The organism is Nocardia sp. NPDC050435 (assembly GCF_040655395.1).
In the GTDB taxonomy this organism is placed as follows: Bacteria; Actinomycetota; Actinomycetes; order Mycobacteriales; family Mycobacteriaceae; genus Nocardia.
On the sequence record NZ_JBFAJW010000010.1, the window covers coordinates 65,519 to 88,590 of the forward strand.

The following is a 23,072-nucleotide window of genomic DNA, read 5'->3' on the forward strand; positions in this document are numbered from 1 at the left end:
CCCAGACGTGTTCACCGACTCCGAACAGTGCGAGTTGCGCTGAACACGAAAGGCATTCTTTTGACGCCCTCGACTCCTGCCGCCACGGCCCCGGCCGTGACCTTCGCGGAGCTGGGACTACCCGCCGTCCTCGTCCAGACCTTGCGCCGCAACGGCATCGAGGCCCCGTTCCCGATCCAGGCCGCGACCTGCCGCGACGCGCTCGCCGGCAAGGACGTTCTGGGTCGCGGCCCGACGGGCTCCGGCAAGACCCTGGCCTTCGGCCTGCCGATGCTGACCCTGCTGGCGAACAACGCCGGCGCGCGCCCCGGCCGCCCGCGCGGCCTGGTGCTGGTCCCGACCCGCGAGCTGGCCACCCAGATCGAGCGCGCGCTCGACGAGCCCGCGCTCTCGCTCGGCCTGCGCGTCGCCTCCGTCGTCGGCGGCGCGCCCATCAAGCGCCAGGCCGACCGGCTGGCGCGCGGCGTCGACCTGCTCATCGCCACCCCCGGCCGCCTGGAAGACCTGATCAAGCAGAAGTCCGCCGACCTGTCCGACGTGCGGATCACCGCGCTCGACGAGGCCGACCACATGGCCGACATGGGCTTCCTGCCGCAGGTCACCAAGCTGCTGGACCGGACCCCGAAAGACGGCCAGCGCCTGCTGTTCTCGGCCACCCTCGACGGTGATGTCGACAAGCTGGTGAAGAAGTACCTGCGCTCCCCCGTCACCCATTCCACCGCGCCGCCGTCGGCCTCGGTCGCGACCATGTCGCATCACCTGCTGTTCGTGCGCGACAAGTTCGACAAGCGCGCCGTGGCGACCGAGATCGCCGCCCGTGAGGGTCTGACCATCATGTTCGTGCGCACCAAGCACGGCGCGGACCGGCTGGCCAAGCAGTTGCGCGGCGCCGGGATCAACGCGGGCGCCATGCACGGCGGCAAGGCCCAGAACAACCGTGAGCGCACGCTGGCCGCGTTCGCCGACGGCAGCACGCCGGTGCTGGTCGTCACCGACGTCGCCGCGCGCGGCATCCACATCGATGGCATCTCGCTGGTCGTGCACGTGGATCCGCCCGCCGAGTCCAAGGCGTACCTGCATCGCGCGGGCCGCACCGCGCGCGCCGGCGAGGACGGTGTGGTCGTCACGCTCGTCACCACCGAGGAGCGCGCCGATGTCGAGAAGATGACTCGCAAGGCGGGCGTCGACGTGGTGGGCGTGAACGTGCGCCCCGGCGACCGGAAGCTGATCGAGATCACCGGTGCCCGGCAACCGTCGGGTGTGCCCGTCGCGCCGGCGAACGCGCCCGCGGCCAACGCGCCCAAGGGTGGCGGCACCGGTCGTAATCGGCCGCGCCGCGGCGAAGCCGCTGCGGAGTCCCCCGCGCGGCGTTCGGGTGGATCCGGCCGTCCCGCAGCGGGTTCCGGTCGCGGTGGTTCCGGTGGCGGTCGCGCGGCCGCGAGCCCGTCCGGACGCAGCGGCGCGAGCCGCGGTACCGGCAATCCCAAATCCCCTGCCCGCGCCGAAGGTTCGGGCCGCCCCGGCGGGAGCCGCACCGCCACCGCCGCCAAATCCCCTGCGGCTCATACCCGCTCCACGGGTGCGACGTCCACTGGTCGCGCGACGCGCGCGGGCGGCACGGACACGCCAGGAAACACCCGCCGACGCGCCGGGCGTCCGCAGGGCTCGCCCAGCCGTAGCAATCGCGGAGCAAACTAGAAAGTCGTCCGCCGCGGATCAGCTTCACACCTGATCCGCGGCGGCTCGCGTTTCGCCGTCCCGGACCGGCAACTGGGGCTCCGGCCGAGATGCCGTAAGCGCAGTTCACCCTGCCGATCCGGCAAGTGGGGACGCGCCGATCCGGGAGATCGCCGCATCGAGCGGGGAGACTGACCGGGTGTCGCATCACCTGGTCGGATCCATCGTCTGCGCGCTGATCGCCGCGCTGTTGTTCGCCGTCGCCGCCGTCGCACAGCAGCGCGTGGCCGCGGCGGTACCCGAGGGCGCGTCGTTGATCGCGGCGCTGGCCCGGAGCCCACGCTGGTGGGCCGGACTGGTCGGGGACGCCGGCGGCTATGTGATGCAGGTCGCGGCGCTGGCGCTGGGACCGGTGCTGCTGGTGCAGCCGATCCTGGTGAGCGCGCTGGTCTTCGCGCTGCCACTGGCGGCACGCCTCAACGGCCGCCGCATCTCGGCGGGTACCTGGGCGACCGCGCTGGCCCTGGTGGCCGCACTCGGCGTGTTCCTCATCGTCGGCGATCCCTCCGACGGCAAAGCCAATGCGCCGCTGGGTGATTGGCTGTGGCCGTGCGCCCTGCTGCTGGGCCTGATCGCGCTCGCGGGCGCGCTCGGCCTGCGCGGCAATCCGACTCGCCGCGCCCTGATGCTGGGCACCGCGGGCGGTTCGCTGTACGGCCTGGCCGCCGCGCTGACCGCCTGCGTCACCGCCCAGAGCTCCGAGGGCCTCGCGCACCTGCTTCTCAACTGGCAGACCTGGGCGCTGGTCGTCGCCGGCCTGGTCGGCTTCTACCTGCAGCAACGCGCTTTCCACGCGGGTGCGCTGGCCGCGTCCATGCCCGCGGTCACCATCACCGAGCCGCTCGTCGCCGCCTTCCTCGGGCTCACCGTGCTGCACGAGCGCCTGCGCACCGGCGGGGCCGGCCTGGCCGTGCTGGTGCTCGCGGTGATCGTCATGTGCGTCACCACCATCCAGCTCTCCCGGGATCAGGCCGCCGACTCGGCGGCCGACCCCGAATCGGACCCCGCGCCCCTGCCCTCCCGAGCACCGTGACCAGCGACGGCACTCCTCGATGCCGGGTGTTTGCACGCGGCGAGTCAGAGCCGGTTACTATTGGTCAAGTGCAGTTTCTCCCCGGCCATCAGCCGCCCTACGACCTGACCTACGACGACCTCTTCCTCGTCCCGAATCGGACGGATGTGGCGTCCCGGTTCGACGTAGATTTGTCGACCGTCGATGGGTCCGGAACCACCATCCCGATCGTCGTGGCGAATATGACCGCGGTCGCGGGTCGCCGCATGGCCGAGACGGTCGCCCGCCGCGGCGGCATCGTGGTCCTCCCCCAGGATCTGCCGATCAGCGCCGCCGCCGACACCATCGCGTTCGTGAAGAGCCGCTCGCTCACCGCCGACACCCCCGTCACCCTGGATCCCGAGCGTTCGGTGTCCGAGGCCGTGGCGCTGATGCACAAGCGCGCGCACGGCGCCGTCGTGGTGCTCGAGGGTGACAAGCCGGTCGGCGTCGTCACCGAAGGCGCGTGCACCGACGTGGACCGCTTCGCCCGCCTGCACGACGTGATGAACACCAGCTTCGTCTCCGCTCCGGCCGACACCTCGCCGCGCGAGATCTTCGACCTGCTCGAGGCCGGTCGCGCCACCTTCGCGGTGCTCACCAACTCCGACGGCGGCCTGGCCGGCGTGATGACCCGCACCGGTACCGTCCGCGCCGGCATCTACCAGCCCAACGTCGACGCCAACGGCCAGCTGCGCATCGCGGCCGCGGTCGGCATCAACGGCGACGTCGCGGCCAAGGCCAAGGCCCTGGTCGACGCCGGCGCCGACCTGCTGGTGCTGGACACCGCGCACGGTCACCAGGAGAAGATGCTGGAGGCGCTGCGCACCGTCGCCGATCTGGGTCTGGGCGTGCCGCTGGCCGCCGGCAACGTGGTCTCGGCGCAGGGCGTGCGCGATCTCGCGGCCGCCGGCGCCACCATCATCAAGGTCGGTGTCGGCCCCGGCGCCATGTGCACCACCCGCATGATGACCGGTGTGGGCCGCCCGCAGTTCTCCGCGGTCGCCGAATGCGCCGCCGCGGGTAAGGAACTGGGCGTGCACATCTGGGCCGACGGCGGCGTGCGGCACCCGCGCGACGTGGCCCTGGCCCTGGCGGCCGGCGCGTCCAACGTGATGATCGGTTCCTGGTTCGCCGGCACCTACGAGTCGCCGGGCGATCTGCGCACCGACCGCGACGGCAACCGCTACAAGGAGAGCTTCGGCATGGCCTCCAAGCGCGCCGTCGCCGCCCGCACCGCCACCGACAGCGGTTTCGACCGGGCCCGCAAGGCGCTGTTCGAGGAGGGCATCTCCAGCTCGCGGATGCGGCTGGATCCCGAGCGCCCCGGCGTCGAGGACCTCATCGACCACATCACCTCCGGTGTGCGCAGTGCCTGCACCTACGCCGGCGCCCGCAGTCTGCCCGCTTTCCACGACAAGGCGGTGCTGGGCGTGCAGTCCGCGGCCGGCTTCGCCGAGGGCCGCCCGCTGCCCAGCGGCTGGTAACCCCGGGCGACACACCCGCACGACTCGGTCACCGGCCCGCGCGATGGTTCGCGCGGGCCGGTACCATCGTTGGCACAGCCGGTGATCCGGCTCTCCCGAATTTCCACCGCCGAAAGGAACCAGTTGTCACCCGCGTCCAAGGGCGCCACCAAGGAGGGCTCCTCTACCGAGCCGGGTGACAAACCCGGCGCTCTCCACCCCGCAGTCCCTTCCGAGTCCGACGACCCCTCCCAACCTGTCCGCGACGGGTGGTGCTGATCGTGGCCGTCGCTCTGACTCTGCTCTCCCTGGTCGGCTTCATCGCCTTGACCGCAGGCACCGCGCTGTTCGTCGCCGCCGAATTCTCGCTCACCGCGCTGGAACGCAGCACCGTCGAATCCCATGCCCGCGACGGTGACCGCCGCGCCCGCATGGTGCGCCAAGCGCATCGCACGCTGTCGTTCCAGCTCTCCGGCGCGCAGCTCGGCATCACCATTACTACCCTGATCACCGGTTACATCGCCGAGCCCGTGCTGGCCCGGCTGCTGAATCCGCTGTTGCACGCGGTGGGCCTCAGCGACGGTGTCGCCCAGGGCATTTCGCTGGCCCTAGCGCTCATCATCGCCACCTCGCTGTCGATGATCTACGGCGAACTGGTGCCCAAGAACATCGCGATCGCCAAGCCGCTGGCCACCGCCCGGTTCACCGCCGGTCCGATGGTCGCGTTCTCCCGGGTGTTCAAGTGGATGATCCACTTCCTCAACAACACCGCCAACTGGGTGGTGCGCCGCATGGGCATCGAGCCGGCCGAGGAACTGCGGTCGGCCCGCTCCCCGCAGGAGCTGGGTTCCCTGGTGCGCACCTCCGCGCTGCGCGGCGCCCTGGATCAGCGCACCGCGCAGGTCATGGACCGCTCGTTGCAGTTCGGCGAGCGCAGCGCCGAGGAGCTCATGACCCCGCGCGTGAAGATCGAATCGCTGGACCAGAACGACACCATCGCCGACCTGATCGCCGCCGCGAGCCGCACCGGATACTCCCGGTTCCCGGTGATCGACGGCGATCTGGACAACACCATCGGCGTCGTGCACGTCAAGCAGGCGTTCACCCATCCGGTGAGCGCGCGCCACAGTATTCCGCTGCGGCAGCTGGCCAGCCCGGTGCCGGTGGTGCCGGCCAGCCTGGACGGTGACGAGGTGCTCGAGCGCGTCCGCGCCGACGGCATGCAGGTGGCGCTGGTCGTCGACGAATACGGCGGCACCGCGGGCATCGTCTCGATGGAGGACCTGATCGAGGAGATCCTCGGCGACGTGCGCGACGAGCACGACGAAGAGGAGCGCGACGTGCGCCGCGTCGCCGACGGGTGGGACTGCTCGGGCCTGCTGCGCATCGACGAGGTTTCCCGCGCGACGGGATACGACGCGCCCGAGGGCGAATACGAGACTCTGGGCGGACTGGTGCTGACCCGGCTGGGCCGGATCCCGGAGGTCCGCGACGAGGTCGTGCTGCCGAATTCGCCCGCGCATCACCGTCATCCGTACGAGACCGAGGAGGGCGGCTGGATCGCCCGGGTCGAGCGGATGGACGGCCGCCGGATCGACCGGGTCCGGCTGATCCCGGTGACCGGCGAGGTGCTGGAGGCGCGCGAACGCGAGGCGGATCGCCAGCCGCCGCGCGATCGGCCCGACGATGCCAACCAGGCGAAGCAGGCCGAACTGACGCAGGCGGAGTACAACCATGGGTGACCTGTTCGGAATCGTGCTCACGGTCGTGCTGCTGGCGGCCAACGCGTTCTTCGTGGCGGCCGAGTTCGCGCTGATCTCGGCGCGCCGCGACCGCCTGGAAGCGCTTGCCGCGCAGGGCAAGCGGAACGCGAATACCGTGATCCGGGCGGGTGAGAACCTGTCCATGATGCTGGCCGCCGCCCAGCTGGGCATCACCATCTGTTCGATCCTGCTCGGCCGGGTGGGCGAGCCCGCGGTGGCGCATCTGCTGGAGGGCCCGTTCGATCTGCTCGGCCTGCCGGAGGGACTGCTGCATCCGGTGGCCTTCGCCGGCGCGCTGACCATCGTGGTGATCCTGCACATCCTCTTCGGCGAGATGATCCCGAAGAACATCGCCCTGGCCGGCCCGGAACGCAGTGCGCTGCTGCTGGTTCCGGTGCACCTGGCGTGGTTGCGGCTGGCGCGTCCGCTGATCGCGATCTACAACTTCGCCGCCAACCTCACGCTGCGCATGCTGCGGATCGAGCCCAAGGACGAGCTGGAGGCCACGGTGTCCAGCGTGGAGCTGGCCGAGATGATCGGCGAGTCCCGCTCGGAGGGCCTGCTCGACGAGGAGGAGCACCGTCGCCTGACCCAGGCGCTGGGCACCTCCGGTCGCACCATCGCCGATGTGATGGTGCCGCTGGCGACCACCCGCTCGGTGCCGTTGCGCGGCAACGGGACCACACTCGGCGATATCGAGACCGCCGTCGCCGAAACCGGGTTCTCGCGTTACCCGGTGCGCGCCGACGACGGGTCACTGGTCGGGTACCTGCACGTCAAGGACGTGCTGGACAAGGTCGCCGACGAGAGCGCGGGGCCGGGCACCCCGATCCCGCGCACCGATATCCGGCCGCTGCCGACGATGGGCGCGGCGACCACGCTCTACGAGGCGCTGGCCCGGTTGCGGCGTACCAGCAGTCATCTGGGCCGGGTGGTGGACAACCACGGCAATACGATCGGCATCGTGGCGCTGGAGGATCTGGTCGAGGAATTCGTCGGTACGGTGCGCGACGGGACGCATCGCCTGGCCGAATGACGGGCGCGGTGCTGGCCGAGGCCGAGTGGCGGGCGCGGGCCGCGGAACACCGCGCCCGGCTCGACCGGCTCGTCGGCCCCTATCTCGAGCGCCGGGCCGCGGGCTCGACCCATCCGGTGATCGATTTCCTGTTCACCTACTACGGGCACAAGCCGGCGCAGTTACGGCGCTGGCACCCGGGTTTCGGCGTGGTGCTGGCGGGGGCGCGCGAATACGACGGCGCGCGGGGCTATCACGCGGTCGAGGGCGGCCACACCGCCGATCCGGCGTTCCTCGCCAAGCGCCGCGACACCGTCGCGTTCGTCGCGGAGCTGTTGCGCGCCACCGCGTCTCGCCCGGCCCAGCTGTCCTGCTTCGGCTTGCACGAGTGGGCCATGGTCTACCGCGCCGAGGAGGTGCGCCATCAGCAGGTGCCCCTGCGGCTGGGGCCCGCGGGCACCGACGCGGTGGTGGAGTCGATGTCGTTGCGCTGCAGCCACTACGACGCCTTCCGGTTCTTCACCCCCGAGGCCGTCGGGCGCAACATCCGCCCGCTGACCCGCGACGATCAGGTGCTGCGGGAGCAGCCGGGCTGCCTGCACGCCAACATGGACATCTACAAGTGGGGCTTCAAGCTCGCCCCGCTCACCTCCTCGGCACTGGTCCTGGACTGCTTCGAATTGGCCTGTACCGCACGCGAACTCGACATGCGCGCCAGTCCCTACGACCTCACCGACTACGGCTACACTCCGATCCCCATCGAGACCCCCGCCGGCCGCGCCACCTATGTGCGCCGGCAGTCCGAGATCGCCGAGCGCGCCACGACATTGCGCGCCGAACTGCTCGCGGCCTGCCGGTCCCTGCTCGAATACGCAGACGGGTAGCGCCCGGGGCTCACTGCAACTCGCCGTTGACGATGAACGGCACACCCGCACGATCGGTGCCGTACATCTGCGAGACCTGCCGGCGGCCGTCGCCGGCGATGGTCCAATAGCGCAGCGTGACAGCGGAAGCGCCGATCGTGCAGGTTTGGATCGGCGGATCGAGTTTCGCGGTGTTGCCGCGCGCCACCAGGGACCACTGGCACCCCTCCCCGGTGGTCGCGGTCATCCGATTGCCGTAGTCCGGCCGCACCTCGACGGTTCCTGTCTCCGGCGTCACCGCACCCGCCGCGATCCGGGTATTGGCGCCGGTGCGCGGGTTCGGCGCACCGAAGGACCAGGTGCCGGTGAACGCCGCGACCGCCGCGGGGTCGTCTTCGGGCGCGCGCGTGCGATGGCCCTGCGCCAGCTCGAAGTCGTAGTCGCGGTCGCCGTGATGGCTGCGGGCCCGGATGGATTCGGTTTCGTGGTCGCCGTCCACGCGCACGGTCCACTCGGTCATCGTGTAGGCGTAGCCCGCGGTCGGATTGTGGCAGGTCTGCCCGGGCGATTCGAGCCTCAGTGCGGCACCGTCGACGGCGAACTTCCAGGTGCAGCCCACGTCGGTGCGCCCGATGACGCGATCGCGGCCGACCGCGGTGAAGACGATGTCACCGATCTGCGGCCCCAGCAGTCCGTTGCCGATGTTCATCGCGGCGATGTTGGTCATGGCGGCGGTGTCGGGCAGGTCGTAATTCCACCGCCCCTCATAGGCTTTCGCCGGTCCGGGATCCGGCTCCGGCGCGGCACAGGCGGCGGCCGCGGCCACCCCGATGGTGAGCAGGAACAGAGGCAGACGAGACATGGGCGCTTTCCCTTCGATACCCTGATGTCGAGGTAACCATATAACTAGGAAACCTAGTTATCAGGATGGCGAGGAGTCTGCGGAATGTCAACGGAGAAGGCGGATTTGATCACCGCCGTGCTCGCGGGGATCGGCCGGACCGCCGAACTCAGCACGCGCATGAACCAGACCGCCGCCGGGCGCCTGGGTATCAACGCCACCGACATGCGGGTCCTGCAGATCCTGCAGGGCAGTCCGCGCACCGCCGGCGAGCTCGCCCGGCTCACCGGGCTCACGACCGCCTCCATGACCGGGCTCATCGATCGCCTGGAGCGAGCCGGGCTCCTGCACCGCGTCCGCGACACGGCCGACCGCCGCCGCGTCCTCGTCCACCTCGACCTCGAGCGCGCCCGGGCCGACATCGCGCCGATCTTCGGGCCACTACTGGGTCGCTGGCGCAAAGAACTCTCCGACTACAGCGTGGCCGAGCTCGCGGTGATCGAAGACTTCCTGACCCGGGTGCAGCGCGGCTTCGACACCGAGCTCGACCAGGGTCGATAAGAACACTTGAAACGGAACAATTCATTCTGCTACTCTTCTAACAGAACAAATCATTCCGTTCCAAGGAGTCAGTCATGACCGAGATCCACCCCTTCCGGATCGACATCGCGCAGGCCGATCTCGACGATCTGCGCGACCGCCTCGCCCGGGCCCGCTGGACACCGGCGTTGCCCGGGGCGGAGTGGAGCAAGGGCGTGCCCGTCGACTACCTGCGGGACCTGGCTCGGTACTGGGCCGACGAGTTCGATTGGCGCGCGGCCGAAGCCGAACTCAATCGGCACCCGCAGTTCATCACCGAGATCCAGGGGCAGCCGATCCACTTCAAGCATCTGCGCAACGCGCGGCCGGACGCCCCCGCGCTGTTGCTGCTGCACGACAATCCGGGCGGCGCGATGGGCCTGCTCGACGTGCTGGAACCGCTCGCGCGCGAATTCCACCTCGTCGTGCCGTTCATGCCGGGCTTCGGTTTCTCCACCCCGCTCACCAGCACCGGGTGGGACGTCCCGCGGGTGGCCGGCGCCTTCGCCGAGCTGATGGAGCGCCTCGGCTACGACCGCTTCGGCGCGCACGGCGGCGGGGGCGGGGCCAACGTCTCGCTCGAACTCGGCCGCCAGGTGCCCGAGCGACTGCTCGGCCTGCACGTCAACGCCTATGTGGCGATGCCCGGCGAGGACGTCGAGGGGCTGACCGAGTCCGAGCAGGCACGCCTGGCCACGGTGCAGCGCTTCATGCAGGACGGGATCGGTTTCAACATCATCATGTCGACTCGGCCGCAGACCATCTCCCACGGCTTGAACGACTCCCCCATCGGTCTGCTCGCCTGGGTCGTGGAGAAGTTCAAGGAGTGGAGCGACCCGAGCGCCGACCTCCCGGAGCAGGCCATCGCCGTGGACCGCATGCTCATCGACGCGAGCGTCCAATGGTTCACCGCCACCTCCGGTTCCATCGCGCAGAGCTACCACGACGTCGCCCACGATCCGGGCGCCTGGGGGCCCAAGGCGCGGGTCACGGTGCCGACCGCGTTCGCCGTCGCGGCGGGCGACGTGACCATCCGGCGCTGGGCCGAGCGGGACGCGAACGTGGCGCGCTGGACCGAATTCGACGGGGCGGGCGCCTATCTCGCGCTGGAGCGGCCGGGCCTGCTCGCCGACGACATCCGGGAGTTCTTCGCGAGCCTGTGACCACGGGTGTTCCACATCGTGGTGCGAATTCCCGAAAAGCAGGACGCAAGTTATGGCCTGTTATTACCATGCAGTCAGTTCGCGCAACCGTCTGAGTCGGTTGCGCGCACCCAACCTTTCAACGACGAAATGCTTTGGGGGACGCACACATGCGCTCGCTGACACCGCGCCGCACCAGACCGCTGGCGCTGCTGACCGCCGTCCTGCTCGCCGCCCTGGTGCTGCCCACCAGCGCCTCGGCCGACCTGCAGTCCGACATCGGCACCGCCGTCCAGGAACTCCTCGACGTCGGCCGGGTGGCGGCCCCGCGGGCCGACTGCGGGCCCGGGTCGATGCCCGAACCCGGTCTGCAGGGCGACGTTCCGGCCGCCGACCGGGACAGTGGCCGCTCCACCCTGGGCTACAGCTGCAATATGTCGATGGTCGGCCAGTTCGCCGGGCGCGGCGCGGGCATCACCTCCACCAGTTTCGAGCACTGCGCGTACCTGGGCTCGTTCTTCCCCGGCGACCTGATCAGCGAGGGCCGGGGCGTGCAGGTGCTCGACGTCTCCGACCCGGCCGCGCCCCGGCCGACCGCGACCCTCACCGAACCGGCCATGCTCGCGGGCACCTGGGAGAGCCTGAAGGTCAACGCGGAACGCAAACTGCTCGTCGGCACCGGTGTCCCAGTCGGCACCGGCGTCGGCTACCTCTCGGTCTACGACATCTCCGACTGCGCGCATCCGCGCCTGCTCAATCCCGGTCCCGGCACCAATCTGGCGATGCCGCTGCCGATCACGACGCACGAGGGCGGCTTCTCCCCCGACGGCCGGACCTACTGGGCCTCGGGCATCGCGCCCGGCTTCCTCAGCGCCGTCGACCTGACCGACCCGGCCAACCCGCGGGTCGTCTGGCAAGGCCTGACCGGCATCGAGGCGCACGGCTTCGGCATCAGCGCCGACGGCAATCGCATGTATCTGTCCGCGCTGGCGGGCTTCACCGTGCTCGACATCAGCGCGGTGCAGCGGCGCGATCCGAACCCGCAGGTCCAGCACATCGGCCGGACCTTCTGGACCGACGGCTGGGCGACCCAGCACAGCATCCCGGTCACCTACGACGGCGCGCCCTATCTCTTCACTGTCGACGAGGGCGGTTCCGGCGGCGTCAAGTTGATCGATATCTCCGAGGAGACCCGGCCGAAGGTCGCGGCCAAACTGAAGCTGGAGATCAATCTGCCCCAGCACATCGACTCGAATATCGGTTCCTCCATGGGCGGTTCGGTGTTCGCCTACGAACCGCACTATTGCGCCGCGGACCGGCCGGCGAACCCGACGGCCCTGGCCTGCGGCTGGATCTCCTCCGGCATCCGCGTCTTCGACGTGCGCGACCCGTTCGCGATCCGCGAGATCGCCTACTTCAATCCGCCCGCCCGCACCGGACGCAATCTGGAACTGTGGAATTCCCCGCACGCGCTGGCCTCGATCATCGGGGTGCCGCTGATGAGCGCGCCGCCGCTGGCGCGGTCGGTGCTGGAGGGTCAGTTCAACCCCTATCAGGCGCTGACCGGGCGCACCGGCAAGGTCGCCTTCGGCGACGTCTCTACCGACTGGTGTTTCTCGCCGCCGGAGTGGCGCGGTGACCAGTTGTTCGTGTCCTGCTCCGACAACGGCTTCATGGTGTTGCAGCTGCAGAACGAGGTGTATACCGCGCCCGCGGACCAGCAGTCGATCGTCGGTTCCTGACGTGCCCGCCACCGATCGGCGCCCGCCCGCCTGGATGCGGATCGCCGCCTGGCTCGCGGCCGGCTTCGCCCTGCTGGTGCTCGGCGCGGCGCTGCGCCCGCTGCTGATCGCCGACAACCCCGCGGCGGCACCGGTTCTCGGTGCCACCGAGGTGGGTTTCGCTCAGGACATGACCGCGCATCATCAGCAGGCGCTGCTGATGACACAGCGCCTGGACCCCGGCGCGAACCCGGCGGTGCGGCGACTGGCCCAGCAGCTCGCCGACACGCAACGCATGGAGATCGGCACCATGCTGGGCTGGCTGCGGCTGGTGAACGCCTCGCCGATGCCGTCCCGGCCGATGGGCTGGATGCCCACCGAACAGGCTGTCGCGCATCACCATTCGACGACATCGACGGCCCCGGCGAACACCATGCCGGGCATGGCCACCATGGCCGACCTCGACGCCCTCGCCGCGGCTCGGGGCCGCGACGCGGACATCCTGTTCCTGCAGTTGATGATTCGCCACCATCAGGGCGGGATCACCATGGCGCAGGCCGCCGACGAACTCCTGACCGGCGGGCCGGTCAAGGAGACCGCGCGCGCCATGGTGCAGGCCCAGGGGCAGGAGATCGGCGTGATGAGCGTGATGCTCACGCGACTGCTACCGAAGGACAGTCCCACCAGCCCGAACACCGGCGATCAGTCGCCCCCGGAAGGCCGGTGAACGTTTTCCGAACGTTTTCACCAGGCGTCCGCAAACTCGACCCACCCACTCGATTCCAGCCAACCACGCTCCGGCTGCAACTCCCTCACCCTCACTGCCGGACCCAGGCATCGATTCCGCTGAAAGAGCGACCGAACAGTTCGACGTCGATGACAACGCAGCTGGCGCGACATCACTCGAACGGATCGAGCGGATGGGCGAGGACTACCACTACTACGTCAAGGACCTTGCCGACCGACATACCGAAAACATCCTCTCCCGCATCCTCCCGCCACCGCTCTACGACCTGGTCACCCACTCCCGAGAGTGGACCGCGCTCTTGGAAACCATCGCCCTCGCCGACGCCCACGGCCTCGACACCACCGCCCTACTCACCGATATCGCCACCAACAACGGCAACGACTCCGGATCATCAATCCGCTGGGTCCACGACCCCGCCGCCGAACTTCGCGACCGCGCAGACGACTGGATCCTCCACACCATCCACACCACACACAAAGCCCCCGCACCGATTCCGCGCCCTGAACGACTTTCCATACCAAGCCCCTATGCGGCCCATCCCCGACAACCCCGATCAAGACGACCAGATCGCCGGCTTCGCCGCCGAACTCCAACAACGAATCGAAGCCGCAGAAACACAGCTCGCCCACCGAAACGCATCGCAGCCCGCCCACAGCCCGAACACACACAATCAAGCCGGATCTCCACCAACCCTCAGCCAGGCCGATACCCGCCCCAAACAAAAACAAGCCCGCGACCCGAAAACCCAACGCCAGCGCCGCAGACCGCCCCCAGCCCCCCCCACAAGCCACGACGTCTCGGCTAGCCCGTGCACCGCCGACCAGTCACCGCACGCTTCTCGTGACCCTTTAGCCCTAGACAGCACATCGCTATGGCAGGGAGCCGGTCAATATGCTCGGGAACGAACCGGATCCACCGGCATCAGGCGATCCCTGGAAGAGCATGTTCCAGATCCATGAGGCGCGCCGATCACGGCGGCAGGTAACTGATCGTCTGGGCTGCGCCCCAGGCGTTAGATCGCCGACTAAAACGGTTGGTCGACAAAGCTTTCCGATGCGCAACTGACGGTATTCGTCCCCGGCCGGTCCTAGGTCTGCCCGCCGATTCGAGTGGCTATGTAAGTGGACCACGGAACTACGCACCAATCAACGAAGTCCGCCAACACCTGAGCGGTCTGATCCAGACACTGCGCTTCGCTTCGGCAGGCAGGGGAGGCACCTGCGTGCAAAGACTCTCCCGCGCACGTTCTTCTATGCTGACGGCACCGAGGCTCATTAAGGCGGCGCTGGCCCTCGACCCCGACCGTCCGGATTCCGGTTGCGGAAGCCGCTTGATCAAGAGACAGAAATGCAAGTAGTAGAGGTTGCGACCAAGGTCTTCCCACTGCTTGTCTCGCAGCCCGCAGGGCGAACACCCGGCAGGAGCGAGGCGCGAGAACGAGTGAGTCGGTTGAATGTCTCGACCGCAACGACAGCGTCCCATGCCAGAGCGCGCGCGGCCAACCGAACCCAGTAGCCATATGACGCATCACAAACCGTTGTTGCAGAACCAATCCGAGGAAGGATGGACCGCCTAATTCGGATGCCTGAAACAGCGGTCTGTTCAACTATCGCGACGCGCGCCGCTGCGGAGGCCACTCGGTTGAAGGTTGGTCCCAGCATCGGTTCGGTGATACTTCTGGGCGGTATGACGGATCTTCCATCGATCATGCGAGGTCGTTCAGCCTGGCCTGTCGTCAAATGATCCAGCTCAGCGCACTGGTTGATCAAGGCCCTCAATGCTTCGATCATCTCGCCGTAGGAGCTGAGAAGTTGCGCTACGAGCAACGAGCGTCGATTCACCGCCAACGCCCTCGTTGCGACGAGAGCAGAAACTGTTGCCGCTAAGGCTGATACCGTCGATGCGACAACCGGCCACGCGAGTTGACTCATGCAGTCCCCCAAGAATCCAGTCCGAGTGTACGCAGTCGGTGGAATATCCGGTCTATTAGAACCGCGCAGACGGCGGTGCCGATAGACGCTCAAGGGTTTCAGCGGATTCTATTGTGACACGCCGTGTCCGACACGTCACACCTACAGTGGGTGTGTCGATAGGTTCAAGTCCTGGTTGTTTCAGAACGTAAGGGGGTTCGGGGTGTCGCGGGTGGTGCTGGTACATGGTATCGGAGGGCAGGTTTCCGGTGCCGAGGTGATGCTGAACGAGTGGCTGCCAGCACTGAACAGCGGCTTATCTCTAGCAGGCAGTTCCACGTTGACGCGCGGGGATGTAGCAGCGGGATTCTACGGAGACCTATACCGGCCGCCGGGACAGTACTTGTCCGGAGGTGAGCCCTGGTACAAGGCTGGTGATGTCCAGCCCGGTTGGGAACAGGAGTTGCTGGTGCAGTGGTGGGAGGCCGCCGCACAAACCGATGCGGCGGTGCGGGTGCCAGGGGAGCAGAGTCTGGCGCGAACACCGGTACCGGTCCAAGCGATCCTGCATCAGCTGTCCAAGTCGAGTTTCTTCGCCGGGATGGCGATGCGTGCGGTGATCGGCGATATCAAACAGGTCCGCCGCTATTTGTTCGAACCTGGGTTGCGGGAGCAGATCCGGGACAGGGTGCGGGCAGCGATCACCCCGGAAACGCGGGTGGTGGTGGCGCATTCGCTGGGATCGATCGTCGCCTACGAAACGCTGTGTGCGACACCAGGTCATCGAGTGGAGGCGTTGGTGACGTTGGGGTCGCCGTTGGGGATCCCGAATCTGATCTTCGATCGCCTCGAACCGGCGCCGGTGGACGGTGTCGCGCCGTGGCCCGGGGTAGCGGGGCTGGTGTGGACCAACATCGCTGACAGCGGCGATGTCGTGGCGTTGGTCAAGCAACTCGACCCGTTCTTCGGTGACAGCTTCACGTGCAGGGTTTGGGATGCATTGGTGCACAACGCTGTTCACGCTCACAGCGCGGTCCCGTATCTGACCGACAAGCTCACCGGGGAAGCGATCTCGGAGGGCCTGCGTGCCCGCTGACCATCCCTCCGGTGCCGGTCCGCGCCGGTTTCTGATCGCGACCGCGATCGAGACGCACACCGAGGCACCGCATTGGGACACACCAGGTTTGGTGGGTGCGCGGGCGCAGATGATCGAGCTGTTCGCCGGGCAGTTCGGCTACACCCTGGTCGATACCCTCGGGGTCAACGCGACCTCCACCCAGTTGCTGAAGGCGGTGCGTGCCTTCTGTAAGGCGCCGGATCGTCGCAGCGACGATGTGATCGTCTTGTATTTCACCGGTCACGGGGAACGCGTCGATTCCACCGGGGAGTACGTGCTGGTGGCCGCCGACACAGAACCCGGGGATCCCGCGACCGGTGTGCTGTGCGCTGAGCTCGCGCGGCAGATGCTGTTGGACACGGAGGTACGGCGACTGCTGCTGATCTTGGACACCTGTTACTCGGGCAAGGGCGGCGCCGACTTCGCGGCCGCGGCGTTGTCGACCTACACCAACCACTGGGCAGACGAGCAAGGCACCGGGGTGGTGGTGATCAGCTCAACCCAGCCCTTCCAATGGGCAAAGGCCGGCGTGTTCCCTGAACTGTTCACCTCGGCGGTGCAATCGCTGGCCACGGCCGGCTACGGACCGGAAAACCTGGCCTTGGACGCGGTGATCACCGCCATCGACACCAATCCCGCCCGCACCGAAGGCCAAACCATCGAACGCACCCAGGCGCGCGTGAGCGGACAGCTACCCGAGTTCCTGCCCAACCCCCGCCGCGACCCGCAGTTGACCGAGGTCGACCTGGCGTTGCAGCAGGCCAGTGAGTGGGAAACCCATGCCGAGCGCCGCGATATCGAGTTCCGCACCCGGCTGCTGGTGCGCGCGATGGGCAACCGTGACAACAAGGGCTGGTGGTTCTGCGGGCGCCACCAAGCCCTGACCGACATCACCACCTGGCTCACCCACCCCGACCCCACCCGACGGTTGCTCGCGGTCACGGGCAACCCCGGTTCCGGCAAGACCGCGGTCCTGGGCTTGGTCGCCACGCTCACTCATCCTGACTATCGGCGCACCGTGCCCATCCACACGCTCGGCCTTCCGCCCGAGGCGATCCCGCCAGCGAACTGTGTGGATGTGGCGATCTATGCCCAGAACCTCACCGTCGACCAGGTCCGTGACGGTATCGCCGCTGCCGCCCAGCTTGCCGCGGCGACAGTCGGTGAGCTTGTCGATGGGCTGGCGCGTCGCCCGGCGCCGTTGACGGTGTTGATCGATGGTCTCGACGAAGCCGCCGACCCCGACCTGTTGACCCGGAAACTGTTGCGGCCGTTGATCGATCACGCTGGTAGAGCGGTGCGGCTGGTGGTTGGGACCCGGCCCTTCCTGCTGGGCAATCTCGGGACCGACCGCGACCGCGAGATCGACGTGGACAATCCTCGTTACGCCGATCTACCCGCGTTGACTACCTATGCGGTGCGCGGGCTCCTCGAAGCCGACCCGGACACCGTCTACTTCGGTCAGCGACCGGAGTTGATCCAGGCTGTTGCTAGGGCGATCGCCGAGCAGGCCGACCCGTCGTTCCTGGTTGCCCGGATCGTGGCCGCGACCTTGTCTGCCGACCCGATTGTGCCCGACCCCGCGGATAGAGCGTGGCGCAGGAGTCTGCCGAGACTGCCCGGCGAGGCCATGCATCGCGATCTGCAAGCCCGGCTGCGCGAACATGCCGACCGGGCCCGGAATCTGCTGCGGCCCTTGGCCTTCGCCCAAGGCCAGGGTCTGCCCTGGGAAGATCTCTGGGCAGCCCTGGCCTCCCGGATCGCCGCCGCCGATTACACCGACCACGATTTGATGTGGCTGCGCCGTCACGCCGGTTCGTACGTCGTGGAAGCCACCGAAGCCGACCGCTCGGCTTACCGGCTCTACCACCAAGCCCTCGCCGAACACCTCGCCCACGGCCTCGACCCGGCTGCCATCCACAAGGTATTCGTCGAGGTCCTGTGCCAGCGCGTACCGATCACCGCTGAGGGACACCGAGATTGGTCCCGCGCACATCCCTACACACTGCGCCATCTAGCCACCCACGCTACACACGCCGGACTGGTCGACGAACTGATCACAGACATGGACTACCTCGTCCACGCCGACCCCACCACCCTGCTGGCAGCCCTGCGAACCGTCACCACCGACGCCGCCCGCCAAACCCGCGCCATCTACCGCTGCAACGCCGTCCACCACGCCGTACTTCCACCACAAGGCCGGCGGCAAATCCTTGCAATCGACGCCGCACGCTTCCAGGCGGTTCACCAACAACAGCAACTCAACCGCAGTCTTGCGTGGCCATGCCGGTGGGCAACCGGAAACCAAACCCACCCTGCACACCGCGCGACGCTCACTGGCCACGCCAACTCGGTTGAGGCGTTGGCGTGCACGGTAATTGACGGTGTTTCTGTCGCGGTCTCTGGCGGGAGCGATGGGGTGGTGCGGGTGTGGGACCTAGTCTCTGGAAACGAACGCGCGATCCTCACCGGACACACCGACTGGGTTGAGGCGGTGGCGTGCACGATGATCGACGGTATCCCGGTCGCGGTCACCGGCGGCCGAGACGCGACGGTGCGGGTGTGGGACCTAGTCTCTGGAAACGAACGCGCGATCCTCATTGGACACACCAATCGAGTTCAGGCGGTGGCATGCACCGTCATCGACGGTATCCCGGTCGCAGTCACCGGCAGCAGAGATAAGACCGTGCGAGTGTGGGACCTAGTCGCTGAAAGCGAACGCGCGATCCTCACCGGACACACCAATCGAGTTCAGGCGGTGGCATGCACCGTCATCGACGGTATCCCGGTCGCGGTCACCGGCGGCCGAGACGCGACGGTGCGGGTGTGGGACCTAGTCTCTGAAAACGAACGTGCGATCCTCACCGGCTACATGCAGTCGTTTGACGCTGTGGCGTGCACGGTGATCGACGGTGTTCCGGTGGCGGTCTCCGGCGGCAGCGATGCGGTGGTGCGGGTGTGGGATCTGGTCTCGGGAGGTGAACGCGCGACCCTCACCGGCCACACCAACTGGGTCGAAGCGGTGGCGTGCACGATGATCGACGGCTCGCTGGTCGCGTGCACCGGCAGTATTGACGGCACTGTGCGGGTGTGGGACCTCGGAACTGCTGAGTACAAAAGCCCGGCTAACGAACACCAGATATCGGTCGTCTCAGCAGACTTCGTGGAAGAAGATCGTGCGACGAGAGCGGTCACCGCTCGGGTGCAAGATCTGGGTTTCGCGGTCCAACGGGCGCCTCTCACCGGTCACACCAACTCAGTTGAGGCGGTTGCGTGCACCGTCATCGACGGTGTCCCGGTCGCTGTCACGGGCAGCAGAGACGCGATGGTGCGGGTTTGGGACCTGGCCTCCGGGGTCGAAATCATTACCCTCACCGGCCACACCAACTGGATTAATACGGTGGCGTGCACAGTGATCGACGATGTTCCGGTCGCGGTGACCGGCGGCAGCGGCAAGACGGTGCGGGTATGGGATCTAGCCTCCGGCGTCGAACGCGCGACCCTCACTGGCGACCGCTACACGGTCATTGCAGTGGCGTGCACCGTCATCGACGGTCTTCCTGTCACGGTCACAGGCAGCAAAGACGCGATGGTGCGGGTTTGGGACCTAACCTCCGGGGGCAAACGCCGCACTCTCACTGGCCACACCGACTCGGTTCGTGCGGTGGCCTGCACGGTGATCGACGGTGTCCCGGTCGCGGTCTCTGGCGGCAGCGACGCAACGGTGCGGGTGTGGGATCTGGTCTCGGGAGTCGAACGGGCAACCCTCACTGGCCACACCGACTGGGTCGAGGCCGTGGCGTGCACCGTCATCGACGGTGTCCCGGTCGCGGTCTCTGGCGGCCGAGACGCAACGGTGCGGGTGTGGGATCTGGTCTCGGAAGTCGAACGGGCAACCCTCACCGGCCACACCGACTGGGTCGAGGCCGTGGCGTGCACCGTCATCGACGGTGTCCCGGTCGCGGTCACTAGTAGCGTCACCCAAGCCATGCGAATCTGGAATCTGAGGACCATGTCCACCACTGCGGTCATCGACTATCCGACTCCGCGACCGGTGGTCGCTATCAGCCTGGGCTCCGGAATAGTCCTCGGGTTGGGTAATGACATCGCAGTCGTTGCACCATCGACCTAGACTGTTCCGGATCCGCTGGACGCGACCCCGATCCGGTAACCGCAATGCCACAGCGCCACCGAATGGGCACCCGCTATGTCGGCCTTGCAGCCATCGCCACCTCGCGCCCGATCTGCGCTGGGAAGTCGACACGGTTTCACAGTCGTGGACTAGGCGGTGGCGATGTGGAGCCGATACCGTTGCAAGCATCGATCATGCAGACTCATTCGATGTATCACACTGCAGCAGAAACCATTTCGCCGCGCCAGCGCTCAGACATTCCCTCTCATGATCATGACTTTACCTATGGCGATCCATCTCACCATAGGAATCAAGACATTGTGAGCTGACCATCCGCGAGCTCCGAACGATATCCCGCAACACCGCGGCCCGCGCGTTCTCCAGGCCTGCAACACCGCCCGTTGAAAAAATGCATTTGCCGAATTCGCTCTTCGCCGCGCGACTATACCTTCCTCCGTGTACACATCGGATACTTGTAACCGGATCAAAATCCGGTAGGGATCAATCTAGAAATTTCACCGTATAGGTTCCGTCAGTCAAGTCCTCTCGGGAGCGTCGCGTCCGGGGCCGTGCCCGGGTTACCCATGCTGAGCTACACGCGGCTGAAAAGGCGCTGGAGGCAGAGCAGCGCCAGTTGCGCAACGCGAGATCGCCATTCGAGGCGGGCATTAAGGCCGCGCTGGAATTAAACCGGGCTGCACAGTACGTACACGCGGTCGGTGAGACGATCGAGGACATGCCGTCGCTGTCCGCGCAGGAGATGGTCAACGCGCTCAAGGATTTAGGCGAACAAGTGGCCCTGGTCCTTGCCAAGTACAACAGTGTCGCCCAGGTCGAGCGGTCTGTGGTGATAAATGCAGAAGAAGCCAGGCAGGAGCAATCTGGGCGAGCGGCTGGATAAGTCCCCGACTCAGCGGCAGTGCTCTTGCCACCAGGGGAGGGGGTGGGCCCGGTCTAGGCTCACCCCCTCCTGCGTTGCTCCTATTGGTTGATTGAAAGGAGCGTTCGCTGGTAGAAGGCGTGGGCGTAGTGGTCGTGTCCCCCTCCGGACGGAAGCTCACGCCGAGTAGGTGTCATTCAGTTCCGACCGGCCCAACTTTGGGGGCAGACCTCATGCGACAAAGTTGCGCGGTGCACTGGGACTACTGCGGTCGTCGGCCTGGCAACACTTTGAAACAGTTCGCTGCACAGTTGCTGGTCTTGAGAATGCTTCGGCGTGTCGCTCAGCGACACGCCGAAGCCTCCCGTTCGCGGCGAACGTTTTCGCGAACGTATTCAGGCCGAGCGGCCGTGATCTCGCGGTATCCCTAGTGATGCAGCCGCGATCTCGGGCAGATGTCCGAAACCCGCACTCACCTGCCCATACATACCTGCGACCCGGGGGTTCTAGCGATCTTGGTTCTGACAGCAGGCACAACGGAACAGTATGAGCGTGATGCTCACCCAACTCACCGCGCCGTGAGCCTCACAGCACCTTGCCGGGGTTCAGGATGCCGTCCGGGTCCAGCGCGGCCTTCACCGCGTGGTGCATCTCGATGACCGCGGGCTCCAATTCCTGATAGAGGCCCGCCTTCTTCAGGGTGCCGACACCGTGCTCACCGGTCACGGTGCCGCCGAAGGCCAGGGCCGCGTCGATGATCGCGGCGAAGGCGCGCTGGGCGCGCAGCCGCGCCGGTTCGTCCGCGCGCGGGGCGATCAGCAGCGGGTGCAGATTCCCGTCCCCGGCGTGGGCGATATTGGCGATGACGGTGTCGTGTTCGGCGGCGATCTCCTCGATGCGGATCAGCATGTCGGCGATGTGCCGCTTGGGCACGCACACGTCCTCGGTGAGGACCGGGCCCAGGCGCTCCATGGCCGGATAGGCGAGGCGGCGCGCCTGGAACAGCGCGTCGGCCTCGTCCTGATCGCTCGAGACCGCCGACCAGGACGCGCCCGCCTCCTCGAAACAGGCGAGCAGGCGGCGGGCTTCGGCGTCGCCCTCCGCGCCCGGGGTGTCGATCTGCCCGAGCAGCACGACGTTCGCTTCGACCGCCAGGCCCATGTTCTTCCACGCGTCGACCGCGAGCAGGCACTGCCGGTCGATGAGTTCGAGCGCCGAGGGCGTCAGCCCGGCCCGTGCCACCGCGGTGACGGCGTTGCCCGCCGCGCCCACCGAATCGAAGTATCCCGCCACGGTGCGCCGGGGCGCTTGCAGCGGACGGAGTTTGACGGTGATCTCGGTGATGATGCCCAGCGTGCCCTCCGAGCCGACCATGAGCCCGGCCAGGTCGTAGCCGACCACGCCCTTGGCGGTGCGGCGGCCCAGCCGCACCAATTCCCCGGTGCCGGTGACGACTTGGACGCCCAGCACGTAATCGCGCGTCACCCCGTATTTCACGCAGCACAGCCCGCCCGCGTTGGTCGCGACGTTGCCGCCGAGGGTGGACCACGGTGCGCTGGCCGGATCCGGCGGATACCAGAGGCCGAATTCCGCACAGGCGGCGCGCAAGTCGTCGTTGATCACGCCGGGTTCGACGACCGCGAGACGCTCGAGCGGGTCGATCGCGGTGATCGAGTTCATCGCCTCCAGCGTGACCACGACGCTGTTCGCGCGGGCGTTCGCGCCGCCGGACAGCCCCGTCCCGGCTCCGCGCGCGATCACCGCGACGCCGCGGGCCCGGCACTGCCGCACCACGATCTGCACGTCCTCGGCGCTGCGGGCGCGCACGACCGTGAGCGGCGTCTCGAACTCGGCCCACTCCCCCTCGTCGTGCTCGTAGCGGGCCAGGACGCCGGGATCGGTCACGACCCGGCCCGGCAGGGCGTCACGGAGTTCGGCGACCAGCGCGTGGTCGGAAGTAGTCGGCTGCACGTCTTCGACGGTATGGAGGGCGCGGATCGGCGTCCAATGTGTGAACACTCCATTCGATCTACACAGTGGTGGAGCAATAGTCCATCCTCGCCGTCGATGTGACCTGCCTAACATTCCTGCACCGACTCGACGTGGA

15 protein-coding genes are annotated in these 23,072 nt (G+C 67.6%); 13 read left to right on the forward strand and 2 right to left on the reverse strand.

What is annotated here, in order from left to right:
* Positions 1–96 precede the first annotated feature (96 nt).
* The 6 genes from AB0I43_RS28580 (at position 97) to AB0I43_RS28605 (ending at position 7,916) form a co-directional block, all read left to right on the forward strand.
* Positions 97–1,698, forward strand: a complete 1,602-nt coding sequence (locus AB0I43_RS28580) for a DEAD/DEAH box helicase (protein ID WP_356980657.1) — start codon at positions 97–99, stop codon at positions 1,696–1,698.
* A 178-nt stretch (positions 1,699–1,876) separates the two neighbouring features.
* Positions 1,877–2,770: a DMT family transporter gene (locus tag AB0I43_RS28585; RefSeq protein ID WP_356980656.1), complete on the forward strand. Its 894-nt coding sequence runs from the start codon at positions 1,877–1,879 to the stop codon at positions 2,768–2,770.
* A 68-nt stretch (positions 2,771–2,838) separates the two neighbouring features.
* Positions 2,839–4,275 (forward strand): GuaB1 family IMP dehydrogenase-related protein, encoded by a 1,437-nt coding sequence (locus AB0I43_RS28590; protein ID WP_356980655.1) that lies wholly within the window; start codon positions 2,839–2,841, stop codon positions 4,273–4,275.
* Positions 4,276–4,535: 260 nt separating this feature from the next.
* Positions 4,536–5,996 carry a hemolysin family protein gene (locus AB0I43_RS28595; RefSeq protein ID WP_357432895.1) on the forward strand — a complete coding sequence of 487 codons (1,461 nt, stop codon included), beginning with the start codon at positions 4,536–4,538 and terminating at the stop codon, positions 5,994–5,996.
* Complete coding sequence (locus AB0I43_RS28600) at positions 5,989–7,053, forward strand: hemolysin family protein (RefSeq protein WP_356980651.1); 1,065 nt, start codon at positions 5,989–5,991, stop codon at positions 7,051–7,053. Before AB0I43_RS28595 ends, AB0I43_RS28600 begins: the two co-directional genes overlap by 8 nt.
* Entirely contained in the window at positions 7,050–7,916 is an 867-nt protein-coding gene (locus AB0I43_RS28605) for a 3-methyladenine DNA glycosylase (protein WP_356980649.1), read from the forward strand. Before AB0I43_RS28600 ends, AB0I43_RS28605 begins: the two co-directional genes overlap by 4 nt.
* Before the next feature lie 10 nt (positions 7,917–7,926).
* Here AB0I43_RS28605 and AB0I43_RS28610 read toward each other — a convergent pair whose 3' ends face one another.
* On the reverse strand, positions 7,927–8,757 hold the full coding sequence (locus AB0I43_RS28610; RefSeq protein WP_356980647.1) for a hypothetical protein: 831 nt from the start codon (positions 8,755–8,757) through the stop codon (positions 7,927–7,929).
* 84 nt (positions 8,758–8,841) lie between these two features.
* Between AB0I43_RS28610 and AB0I43_RS28615 the strand changes: the two genes are divergently transcribed.
* From AB0I43_RS28615 to AB0I43_RS28645, 7 genes are all read left to right on the forward strand, one after another.
* Positions 8,842–9,297 (forward strand): MarR family transcriptional regulator, encoded by a 456-nt coding sequence (locus AB0I43_RS28615; protein ID WP_356980645.1) that lies wholly within the window; start codon positions 8,842–8,844, stop codon positions 9,295–9,297.
* Between the two features lie 74 nt (positions 9,298–9,371).
* Entirely contained in the window at positions 9,372–10,478 is a 1,107-nt protein-coding gene (locus AB0I43_RS28620) for an epoxide hydrolase family protein (protein WP_356980643.1), read from the forward strand.
* Positions 10,479–10,627: 149 nt separating this feature from the next.
* Positions 10,628–12,199 (forward strand): hypothetical protein, encoded by a 1,572-nt coding sequence (locus AB0I43_RS28625; RefSeq protein ID WP_356980641.1) that lies wholly within the window; start codon positions 10,628–10,630, stop codon positions 12,197–12,199.
* A 34-nt stretch (positions 12,200–12,233) separates the two neighbouring features.
* Positions 12,234–12,905, forward strand: coding sequence for a DUF305 domain-containing protein (locus tag AB0I43_RS28630; protein WP_356980695.1), 672 nt, complete (start codon positions 12,234–12,236; stop codon positions 12,903–12,905).
* A 2,154-nt stretch (positions 12,906–15,059) separates the two neighbouring features.
* The gene (locus AB0I43_RS28635; protein ID WP_356980639.1) at positions 15,060–15,932 is read left to right on the forward strand and encodes a hypothetical protein; all 873 of its coding nucleotides are present in this window, start codon (positions 15,060–15,062) and stop codon (positions 15,930–15,932) included.
* The gene (locus AB0I43_RS28640) at positions 15,922–20,085 is read left to right on the forward strand and encodes a caspase family protein (protein ID WP_357432896.1); all 4,164 of its coding nucleotides are present in this window, start codon (positions 15,922–15,924) and stop codon (positions 20,083–20,085) included. The genes AB0I43_RS28635 and AB0I43_RS28640 overlap by 11 nt, the downstream gene beginning before the upstream one ends.
* Positions 20,086–20,719: 634 nt before the next feature.
* Complete coding sequence (locus AB0I43_RS28645; RefSeq protein WP_356980634.1) at positions 20,720–20,986, forward strand: hypothetical protein; 267 nt, start codon at positions 20,720–20,722, stop codon at positions 20,984–20,986.
* Between the two features lie 564 nt (positions 20,987–21,550).
* Here the strand turns inward: AB0I43_RS28645 and AB0I43_RS28650 are convergent.
* The gene (locus tag AB0I43_RS28650) at positions 21,551–22,936 is read right to left on the reverse strand and encodes an FAD-linked oxidase C-terminal domain-containing protein (protein ID WP_356980632.1); all 1,386 of its coding nucleotides are present in this window, start codon (positions 22,934–22,936) and stop codon (positions 21,551–21,553) included.
* Between the last annotated feature and the right edge of the window lie 136 nt (positions 22,937–23,072).